The organism is Salinivibrio sp. IB872 (genome assembly GCF_001995345.1).
Taxonomy (GTDB): domain Bacteria; phylum Pseudomonadota; class Gammaproteobacteria; order Enterobacterales; family Vibrionaceae; genus Salinivibrio; species Salinivibrio proteolyticus.
Genome location: NZ_MUFO01000069.1, coordinates 1 through 8,324, shown reverse-complemented (window position 1 = coordinate 8,324; position 8,324 = coordinate 1). Strand labels below are relative to the sequence as shown.

The 8,324-nt window shown below is 50.1% G+C and carries 4 protein-coding genes, 5 tRNA genes and 1 rRNA gene; 9 read left to right on the top strand and 1 reads right to left on the bottom strand.

Annotated features, from left to right (window positions below; genetic code table 11):
• Positions 1-205: 205 nt before the first annotated feature.
• The gene (gene bamD, locus BZJ18_RS16300) at positions 206-931 is read right to left on the bottom strand and encodes an outer membrane protein assembly factor BamD (protein WP_069591102.1); all 726 of its coding nucleotides are present in this window, start codon (positions 929-931) and stop codon (positions 206-208) included.
• Between the two features lie 198 nt (positions 932-1,129).
• Here bamD and rluD point away from each other — a divergent pair, with 198 nt between their 5' ends.
• From rluD to BZJ18_RS16255, 9 genes are all read left to right on the top strand, one after another.
• Complete coding sequence (rluD, locus tag BZJ18_RS16295) at positions 1,130-2,104, top strand: 23S rRNA pseudouridine(1911/1915/1917) synthase RluD (protein ID WP_077458322.1); 975 nt, start codon at positions 1,130-1,132, stop codon at positions 2,102-2,104.
• Positions 2,104-2,826 (top strand): peptidoglycan editing factor PgeF, encoded by a 723-nt coding sequence (gene pgeF, locus BZJ18_RS16290; RefSeq protein WP_077458320.1) that lies wholly within the window; start codon positions 2,104-2,106, stop codon positions 2,824-2,826. Before rluD ends, pgeF begins: the two co-directional genes overlap by 1 nt.
• Positions 2,827-2,903: 77 nt before the next feature.
• Entirely contained in the window at positions 2,904-5,480 is a 2,577-nt protein-coding gene (gene clpB, locus BZJ18_RS16285) for an ATP-dependent chaperone ClpB (RefSeq protein ID WP_077458318.1), read from the top strand.
• Positions 5,481-5,837: 357 nt separating this feature from the next.
• Positions 5,838-7,181 (top strand): 16S ribosomal RNA (locus BZJ18_RS16280).
• A gap of 224 nt (positions 7,182-7,405) precedes the next feature.
• A tRNA-Glu gene (locus BZJ18_RS16275) sits at positions 7,406-7,481 on the top strand.
• A gap of 3 nt (positions 7,482-7,484) precedes the next feature.
• Positions 7,485-7,560: transfer RNA gene (locus tag BZJ18_RS16270), tRNA-Lys, on the top strand.
• Between the two features lie 12 nt (positions 7,561-7,572).
• A tRNA-Ala gene (locus BZJ18_RS16265) sits at positions 7,573-7,648 on the top strand.
• Positions 7,649-7,660: 12 nt separating this feature from the next.
• A tRNA-Val gene (locus BZJ18_RS16260) sits at positions 7,661-7,736 on the top strand.
• A gap of 33 nt (positions 7,737-7,769) precedes the next feature.
• Positions 7,770-7,845 (top strand) — tRNA-Ala (locus tag BZJ18_RS16255).
• The last annotated feature ends 479 nt before the right edge of the window (positions 7,846-8,324 follow it).

The window sequence follows — 8,324 nt, the reverse complement described above, 5'->3', positions numbered from 1 at the left end:
CACCTAATTCGGTATGGTAGAAGGTATCCTTGGCCCATTGCTCAGCATCTGTTGAAAACATAGTCACTTACCTCAACTTATGATTTTTTGTTGAGATCAGTCAGGCAGATAAAGGTTCAAAAAAAATCCCTCGATTCTCATCGAGGGATTTGTGTAGGAAAGCCAGCCAATTTTGGAGGCTTTAGCCTGAGTGCTTCGCTCTCTTTTAGCGTGGATTTTTCTCAATGAGTTCACGCGTCCTCTGGGCCGGCTCTTCAAGTCCCAGCTTTTCGTAGGCTTTTAACATTAACGGTAGAGAAGCGCGCGCGGCCTCTGTATCTGGAAAGTCTCGCTGTATAGCTTGACAACGATTCACGGCGGCAACCCAAGCTTCGCGACGAATATAGAAATCCGCAGTGGCCAATTCATAGTTAGCTAAGCGGTTTTTCAGTGCCACCATCCGTGCTTTCGCGTCTGCAGCATATTCACTATTAGGGTAGCGTTCGAGTAAGCGACGAAAATCGGCAAAGGCCTTTCTGGCGGGTTCTGGGTCGCGATCGTTACGCTCCATACGGAGAATATCGTGGATCAGGCTGCGATCTTGCGCCATGTGAACCAAACCACGCATATAGACTACCCAATCGCTTTCTGGGTGAGCTGGATGCATACGGATAAAACGATCTATGGTGGCTTCTGCGAGCGCGAGATCGTCGTTTTTGTAATAGGCGTAGATCAGATCAAGCTGGACTTGATCGGAGTATGCGCCAAACGGATAGCGTGAATCTAGCGCTTCGAGTTTTTCGATCGCAGTGATCCAAGCGCCTTTGTTTAACTGCGCCTCTGCATCTTGATACAGCTTAGATGGCGGATCATCTTGAACGACTTGGTTGTTACTTGAACAGCCCGCGAGTATTGAGGTGGCTAACAGCGCAGTAAGCGTAAGGCGTTTCATGGGTTATCGCACTTCCTTGAAAAGTTTTTATGCCATCTGGATTACGGTCGCAGCGGCAAACAGATACAATGTCATTATTCCGGCTATTTTATCCAGTGACAGGCGACTATAGCAAAAGGCGAGAGCGGGCGATACGCCACACGCCGCCATAACGACTGTCGCGAGGGATTAGTCATAGAAATCACAGAAAAGTTCGATATGGCACAACAGATAGAATTATCTCACCACATTCAAGACCACCAACTGGGCCAACGACTCGACCAAGCAATTGCAGAGCTGTTCCCTGACTACTCGCGCTCTCGGATCAAAACATGGATCCAAGCAGGGCAAGTGCGCTTAGACGGGGAGGTAATGGATAAGCCTCGCCATAAAGTGATGGGGGGAGAAGCGATACAGATCCAAGCGGAAGTGGAAGACGATAATCGCTGGATCCCGCAAGACATCCCTCTAGATATTGTCTACGAAGATGATGACTTGTTGGTGATTAACAAACCTGCAGGTTTAGTCGTGCATCCGGGCGCTGGGTGCCCAGATGGCACTATCTTAAACGGATTATTGTATCTATATCCTGAGATCGGCGATGTGCCTCGCGCAGGTATCGTGCACCGGCTTGATAAAGATACGACAGGGTTGATGGTTGTCGCTAAAACCATCCCAGCGCAAACGCGATTAGTGCGTGCCTTGCAAAAGCGTAAAATTACTCGCGAGTATGAGGCGATTGCGATCGGGAATATGACCGGAGGCGGATTGGTGGATAAGCCCATTGGCCGTCACTCCACCAAGCGCACCCATATGGCGGTACACGAGCTAGGAAAGCCCGCGATCACCCACTATCGGGTTGCGGAGCATTTTCGAGGTCATACACGGCTAAGGCTGCGATTGGAAACCGGACGCACTCACCAAATTCGTGTCCATATGGCCTATTTGAACCATCCTTTGGTAGGCGATCCTTTATATGGTGGAAAGGCTAAGCCACCACGTCAGGCGGACGATGTGTTGGTTCAAGGTTTGCGTCAGTTCAAACGACAAGCTTTGCATGCAGCGATGCTACGCTTAGATCATCCGGTGACGGGCGAGCAAATGGAATGGCATGCCCCGATTCCTGAGGATATGGTCGCGTTGACCGAGCTACTCAGAGATGACCAAGCGAAATACGGTGAAGAGGACTATTAATGGAATGTATCCAGCCTGACTGGCCTGCGCCGCGTCATGTAAAGGCACTGACCACCACTCGCCTCGGTGGGACGAGTCAGGGCGCCTTTTCGGGCTGGAACCTTGGCCTACATGTGGGGGATGACGCCGAAGTTGTCTCGCAAAATAGGGCCATTCTTCAAGCGCTGGTTGGTGGGCCTATCACCTGGCTTAATCAAGTTCATGATACACAGGTAGTACGGCTACCGTGTGTCGAGAGCTTGCCAGACGCGGATGCGGCGGTGACGGACGTATCTGGTCAAGTGTGTACAGTGATGACCGCTGACTGTTTACCTGTCTTGATCACCGATCGGCAGGGATCACAAGTTGCGGCTGTACATGCAGGTTGGCGAGGGCTACTCGATGGAGTCATAGAGACAACCGTCGCCACGTTTACGGACTCGACCCAATGTATGGCTTGGCTGGGGCCGGCAATCGGTCCCATGCATTTTGAGGTCGGACCGGAGGTTTATGACGCTTTTACGCGCGACTGCCCGGCGGCTCGCTCAGCTTTCGTTCGTCAACCGCATCAGAAATATCTTGCCGACTTGTATCTGCTGGCTAAACAGCGCCTTGCCAAAATGGGCGTCACGGACGTGTATGGTGGCGACCATTGTACTTACCGGCAACGAGATCAGTTCTATTCTTACCGACGTGATGGGCAAACAGGCCGTRTGGCCAGTTGTATTTGGCTGACAAAATAAAGTCAGTGGCGATGGTTGAAAACCTCACTGATGGTGCCCATTTATTCATCAAGCTAAGGTGTTAAGTGGGAGGAGCTATGCGCCTTGATCGTTTTACCAGTAAATTTCAAATCGCCATTTCTGATGCACAGTCACTGGCATTAGGACGTGATCATCAATATATCGAACCCGTTCACTTGATGAGCGCATTGCTCAATCAAGATAGTAGTGCGATTCGCCCTTTACTCACCATGATGAACGTAGATGTGAGCCAACTGCGTTCTAGCCTTTCTGAATTACTTGATCGCTTACCGAAAGTGACAGGGACGGGCGGCGAAGTTCAGCTTTCTAATAATCTCGGTATCCTCTTCAACCTGTGCGATAAGATCTCGCAAAAGCGTAAAGACAAGTACATCTCGTCTGAGTTATTTGTGTTAGCCGCGGTGGAAGATAAAGGATCACTAGGTGAGTTGTTGCGCAGCCATGGCTTAACCAGTCAAAAAGTGGAAGAGGCGATTGAGAAAGTCCGCGGTGGGCAACAAGTGGATGACCCTAATGCGGAAGAAAATCGACAAGCGCTTGAAAAATTCACCATCGATCTTACTGAGCGAGCGGAGCAGGGCAAACTGGATCCTGTGATTGGTCGCGATGATGAAATTCGTCGTACCGTGCAAGTGTTGCAGCGGCGCACCAAAAACAATCCGGTATTAATCGGTGAACCCGGTGTCGGTAAAACCGCCATTGTGGAAGGCTTAGCTCAGCGTATCGTCAACGGTGAGGTTCCTGAAGGGCTACGCAAAAAACGCGTTCTCTCGCTAGACATGGGTTCGTTGGTGGCCGGTGCGAAATACCGTGGTGAATTCGAAGAACGTTTAAAAGCGGTGCTGAATGAACTTGCGAAAGAAGAAGGCAATGTCATTCTATTCATTGATGAATTACACACCATGGTCGGTGCAGGCAAAGCCGAAGGAGCGATGGATGCGGGCAACATGTTGAAGCCGGCGTTGGCTCGCGGGGAGCTCCACTGTGTTGGCGCAACCACACTTGATGAATATCGCCAGTATGTAGAAAAAGACGCTGCGCTAGAGCGCCGTTTCCAAAAAGTGTTGATCAACGAGCCTACAGTGGAAGATACGGTGGCGATTTTACGCGGACTCAAAGAGCGTTATGAGCTGCACCATGCCGTTGAAATTACCGACCCAGCGATTGTTGCGGCTGCAAGTTTATCGCACCGTTATATTGCTGATCGGCAACTGCCCGACAAAGCCATTGACTTGATTGATGAAGCTGCGTCGAGCATTCGCATGCAAATCGACTCTAAGCCCGAATCGCTCGACCGCTTAGAGCGCCGCATTGTGCAACTTAAAATTGAGCAGCAAGCGTTAGAGAAAGAAGAAGATACTGCCAGCCGCAAGCGTCTTGATAGTCTGAAAGAGGAGCTTGACACCAAAGAGCGCGAGTACGCTGAATTGGAAGAAGTCTGGAATACAGAAAAAGCGGCAGTATCGGGGACACAACACATCAAGGCGGCGCTCGAGCAGGCGCGTACAGATATGGAGATTGCACGTCGTGCTGGCGACTTGAGCCGCATGTCGGAACTGCAATACGGCAAAATTCCTGAGCTCGAAAAACAATTGGATCTTGCTAGCCAAGCCGAAATGCAAGAAATGACCTTGCTGAAAAACCGCGTGACGGATAGCGAGATCGCGGATGTTATCTCGCGCCAAACCGGCATTCCGGTTGCGCGCATGCTAGAAAGCGAGAAAGAAAAACTGCTCAATATGGAAGCAGCCCTGCATGAGCATGTTATCGGGCAAGATGAAGCGGTAAGTGCGGTTGCGAATGCTATTCGTCGTAGTCGTGCAGGTTTGGCAGATCCAAATCGCCCGATTGGCTCCTTCCTTTTCCTTGGGCCAACAGGGGTGGGTAAAACCGAACTATGTAAGTCGCTAGCCGAGTTCATGTTCGATAGCCGTGATGCCATGGTACGGATTGATATGTCCGAGTTTATGGAGAAGCACTCAGTGGCTCGCCTTGTTGGGGCCCCCCCGGGTTATGTCGGCTATGAAGAAGGCGGCTATCTCACCGAAGCGGTGCGGCGGCGACCTTATTCCGTTATTTTGCTCGATGAAGTGGAAAAGGCTCACCCAGATGTATTCAACATCTTGCTGCAAGTGTTGGATGATGGGCGTCTTACCGATGGCCAAGGTCGGACAGTCGACTTCCGTAACGCGGTCGTGATCATGACATCTAACCTAGGCTCTGATCGTATCCAAGAGCACTTCGGTGAACTTGACTACGCAGGTATGAAACAGACGGTGATGGATGTCGTTGCACATCACTTCCGTCCTGAATTCATTAACCGTGTCGATGAAGCGGTGGTTTTCCATCCCTTAGCGGAAGACCATATTCAGAATATTGCTAGATTGCAGATGCAAGAAGTTGCACGTCGTATGGCGGAACGAGACTTTACCCTTGAAGTGACAGAAGCGGCGTTAGCCATGGTCGCGAAAGGAGGCTTTGATCCAGTCTATGGCGCGCGACCACTCAAACGGGCAATTCAGCAATCGATAGAGAACCCACTTGCTCAGCAAATACTGAGTGGCGATCTCCTGCCTGGACGCCCTGTTGTTCTCGATGTCGAGAATGAACAAATTATTGCTAAACAAAGCTAATCGAACCAAATCGCAAAAAAGCCACCGTTTTAGGTGGCTTTTTTATGGCTATACCGCCTAAATTGGCGAGAAAACTTGCGAATTGTTGGGTTTTTGTTCGGTCGGTATTTTTTCTTTAAAAACCCCTTGCGTCATAAAAATACCTCTCTATAATGCGCTCCTCGTTGGCACGGCAAACCGCGCTAACAAACGGCAGCAAAGCCAAGTAAACAAAAAGCTTGACTCACTGCCTCGGTGGCGTAAAATGCCACTCCCGCTCAAAATTGAGCGACGCTCTTTAACAATTTGACCTATGCAATCTGTGTGGGCACTCGTTGAGAATAGACAAAAAGATTTATTCGATGAACTAAAAAACTTTAATTGAAGAGTTTGATCATGGCTCAGATTGAACGCTGGCGGCAGGCCTAACACATGCAAGTCGAGCGGAAACGGCAGTATTGAAGCTTCGGTGGATTTACTGGACGTCGAGCGGCGGACGGGTGAGTAACGGCTGGGAACCTGCCCTGACGAGGGGGATAACCGTTGGAAACGACGGCTAATACCGCATAATGTCTACGGACCAAAGGTGGCCTCTACATGTAAGCTATCGCGTTRGGATGGGCCCAGTTAGGATTAGCTAGTTGGTAAGGTAACGGCTTACCAAGGCGACGATCCTTAGCTGGTTTGAGAGGATGATCAGCCACACTGGGACTGAGACACGGCCCAGACTCCTACGGGAGGCAGCAGTGGGGAATATTGCACAATGGGGGAGACCCTGATGCAGCCATGCCGCGTGTGTGAAGAAGGCCTTCGGGTTGTAAAGCACTTTCAGCAGTGAGGAAGGTAGTGTACTTAATACGTGCATTGCTTGACGTTAGCTGCAGAAGAAGCACCGGCTAACTCCGTGCCAGCAGCCGCGGTAATACGGAGGGTGCGAGCGTTAATCGGAATTACTGGGCGTAAAGCGCATGCAGGCGGTTTGTTAAGTCAGATGTGAAAGCCCGGGGCTCAACCTCGGAACCGCATTTGAAACTGGCAGGCTAGAGTCTTGTAGAGGGGGGTAGAATTTCAGGTGTAGCGGTGAAATGCGTAGAGATCTGAAGGAATACCAGTGGCGAAGGCGGCCCCCTGGACAAAGACTGACGCTCAGATGCGAAAGCGTGGGTAGCAAACAGGATTAGATACCCTGGTAGTCCACGCCGTAAACGATGTCTACTTGGAGGCTGAGGTTTAAGACTTTGGCTTTCGGAGCTAACGCATTAAGTAGACCGCCTGGGGAGTACGGCCGCAAGGTTAAAACTCAAATGAATTGACGGGGGCCCGCACAAGCGGTGGAGCATGTGGTTTAATTCGATGCAACGCGAAGAACCTTACCTACTCTTGACATCCAGCGAATCCTTTAGAGATAGAGGAGTGCCTTCGGGAGCGCTGAGACAGGCGAGACAGCGATGTTAAGCGAATCCCTTAAAGTTTGTCGTAGTCCGGATTGGAGTCTGCAACTCGACTCCATGAAGTCGGAATCGCTAGTAATCGCAGATCAGAATGCTGCGGTGAATACGTTCCCGGGCCTTGTACACACCGCCCGTCACACCATGGGAGTGGGCTGCACCAGAAGTAGATAGCTTAACCTTCGGGRGGGCGTTTACCACGGTGTGGTTCATGACTGGGGTGAAGTCGTAACAAGGTAGCCCTAGGGGAACCTGGGGCTGGATCACCTCCTTACTGACGCTATTCTTGCGAGTGTTCACACAGATTGTATAGGTTGAAAGTATAAAGAGAGGTTTGGCATCCCAATGCCAAACACGCCTAGGAATTATTGCTTAGGCGTGATGATTTGCTTGGAGAGCAAGGCGCTTGAAGTGCGAATGGCCTGAGCATAGAAATACTATGTAGTTGGCTGAACAATGAAAGCAACGCGGCTAGCGAAGATAAATCATCCGCATAAAGTCCCATTCGTCTAGAGGCCTAGGACACCGCCCTTTCACGGCGGTAACAGGGGTTCGACTCCCCTATGGGACGCCAYTTGGGTTGTTAGCTCAGTTGGTAGAGCAGTTGACTTTTAATCAATTGGTCACAGGTTCGAATCCTGTACAACCCACCATTTCTCAGACGCGGGGCTATAGCTCAGCTGGGAGAGCGCTTGCATGGCATGCAAGAGGTCGGCGGTTCGATCCCGCCTAGCTCCACCAAGTCTGAAGGATGGGCGATTAGCTCAGTTGGGAGAGCACCTCCCTTACAAGGAGGGGGTCACTGGTTCGAGCCCGGTATCGCCCACCATTTCTCTTTCAAAGAGAAATGCCATATTATATTGGGGCTATAGCTCAGCTGGGAGAGCGCCTGCTTTGCACGCAGGAGGTCTGCGGTTCGATCCCGCATAGCTCCACCACTTTATTGTTCGTTTTTCACAGCAGTTATCTCCTGTTGCGAAAAGCTGTGTCTGAAAGCAAATAATAAAGTGGTTTGTCTTTATGATAGACACACATGCTCTTTAACAATCTGGAAAGCTGACAAGTCATTCTTAAAGAATGACAGTAAAGTTCTCAATCAGTGACAAAAATGTCACTCACACAATCAAGTGTGCTTGGGCTTTGTCTTAGTGATAAGCAAAGTCTCTATTTTGAGTCCGGCAAAAACAAAACCTTAATTGGTTGATGATTCAACACTCAGTGGTTTTGCGACGTAGATTTCTTTTTTAGGCAACGCGCGCGAGACTTTTGTCGCCGGGAGCGTAACGTGTTACGTGACCAAGCAAAAGTTAAGCAAGAGGCAGCATAAAAGAGAAAGATCGAGCAAAAAAGACCTCTTGGGGTTGTATGGTTAAGTAATTAAGCGTATTGGGGTTGTATGGTTAAGTAATTAAGCGTA